2 protein-coding genes are annotated in these 2,023 nt (G+C 62.9%); both read left to right on the top strand.

The window, feature by feature from the left end; translation table 11 throughout:
• Window positions 1–386 precede the first annotated feature (386 nt).
• On the top strand, window positions 387–1,142 hold the full coding sequence (gene olsB / locus AC3WKX_RS34220) for an L-ornithine N(alpha)-acyltransferase (RefSeq protein WP_008431132.1): 756 nt from the start codon (window positions 387–389) through the stop codon (window positions 1,140–1,142).
• On the top strand, window positions 1,142–1,933 hold the full coding sequence (locus AC3WKX_RS34215; protein WP_003219789.1) for a lysophospholipid acyltransferase family protein: 792 nt from the start codon (window positions 1,142–1,144) through the stop codon (window positions 1,931–1,933). Before olsB ends, AC3WKX_RS34215 begins: the two co-directional genes overlap by 1 nt.
• Window positions 1,934–2,023 lie beyond the last annotated feature (90 nt).

Genomic DNA, 2,023 nt, shown 5'->3' with positions numbered 1-2,023 from the left:
GGTGGAGCGGGTAAATCGGCAAGGATGCCGATTTAGCCGCGCCGGGCCATGGATGGCCCGTCGCGGCGGCCCGCGGAACCGGGCCGGAGTGCGGGCATGCCGAGCCTAGGCGAGGCACCGAGTGGTGGGGCAAAGACCTTTTGGTTACTTTTGGCTGGGCCGGCATTCCGGGCGTTTGCCAAAAGTGACCCGCTGTAAGAGCGGAACCATAAGCCGCCGTTACCGCAGCAACGGATATGTACACAAAAAACACAGCACCCACCGGCGAAATGCCTGTCATCTAAGCGTCACCGTAACTTCATGGAGATGACACCGGCCCTACATAGCCTGACATGGCACAAACAAGTCGACCGGCCGTAACCCTGGCCGGCACTCGGAGACTCGCCATGACTCAGATCGCCCGCATCAGCGACACCGGCAATGAACGCCGCCTGCAAGCCGAACGCCTGATCGGCGCCCAGGCTTTGCAGGAAGCCCAGGCCCTGCGGTTCAACGTGTTCAGCGGCGAATTCAACGCCAAGCTGAAAGGCGCTGAACTGGGCCTGGACATGGATGACTATGATGTTCACTGCAGCCACATCGGCGTGCGGGATTTGAACAGCGGTCGACTCGTCGCCACCACCCGTTTGCTCGACCACCAGGCCGCCACCACCCTGGGCCGCTTCTACAGCGAAGAAGAATTCAGCCTCCACGGCCTGCTGCACCTCAAAGGCCCCATCCTGGAAATCGGCCGCACCTGCGTCGACCCCGCCTACCGCAACGGCGGCACCATCGCCGTGTTGTGGGGCGAGCTGGCCGAAGTCCTCAACCAGGGCGGCTACAGCTACCTGATGGGCTGCGCAAGCATCCCGATGCACGACGGCGGCATCCAGGCCCACGCGATCATGCAGCGCCTGCGCGAACGCTACCTGTGCAACGAACACCTGCGGGCCGAGCCGAAAAAGCCGCTGCCGGCACTGGACCTGCCATCCAACGTCATCGCCGAAATGCCCCCCTTGCTCAAGGCCTACATGCGCCTGGGTGCAAAGATTTGCGGCGAACCCTGCTGGGACGAAGACTTCCAGGTCGCCGACGTGTTCATCCTGCTCAAGCGCGACGAGCTGTGCCCGCGGTATGCCCGCCACTTCAAGGCAGCCATGTGATGAGCCGCCTTCGGGTGTACGGGCGAATTGCCCGCGTGCTGGTGGTGGTGGCCCTGGGTTTGACCATGGCCAGTGTGTTTGGCGTGTTTGAACGTCTGGGCGTGGCCAACTCGATGGTGCGCCGGCAGCGCTGGTCGCGTTTTTTCATGGCACGGCTGACCAACGCCCTGCCCTTTCGCGTGACCGTTCACGGTGAGTTGCCGCAACAGTCGATGCTGTGGGTCAGCAACCACGTATCGTGGACCGATATCCCGCTGCTGGGGATGGTGGCACCGATGTCGTTCCTGTCCAAGGCCGAGGTGCGCACCTGGCCGGTGGCGGGCTGGTTGGCCGCCAAGGCAGGCAGCCTGTTCATCCGCCGAGGTTCGGGGGACAGCCAGTTGATTCGCAAACAGATGACGCGTCATCTGGAACAACAACACCCGCTGTTGATGTTCCCGGAAGGCACCACCACCGACGGCCGCGCCCTGCGTACGTTCCACGGGCGGTTACTGGCCAGTGCGATTGATGCCGATGTGTCGCTGCAACCGGTGGCGATTCGTTATCTGCGCGATGGCCACATCGACCCGCTGGCACCGTTCATTGGCGACGATGATTTGCTCTCGCACCTGATGCGTTTGTTCGGCAATGACCAGGGCGACGTGGAAATCCATCTGCTCAAGCCGATTGCCTGCGCCGGGCAGGAACGTGCGGCGCTGGCGTTCCAGGCGCAGCAGGCGGTGCAGAAGGCGTTGTTTGGCCCCCTTCCAGAAGCTGAGCAAATGCCAGCGCGGCCAGCATTCGCGGCCTGAAGCGAGCACGGTGAAAAATGTGGGAGCGGGCTTGCTCGCGAAGGCGGTGCATCAGCTAATGAATCTGCTGACTGATGCACCGCCTTCGCG

This window comes from Pseudomonas sp. GP01-A4 (assembly GCF_058780865.1).
The sequence above is the reverse complement of the archived record's forward strand: the minus strand, read 5'-3'. Positions and strand labels throughout refer to the sequence as shown.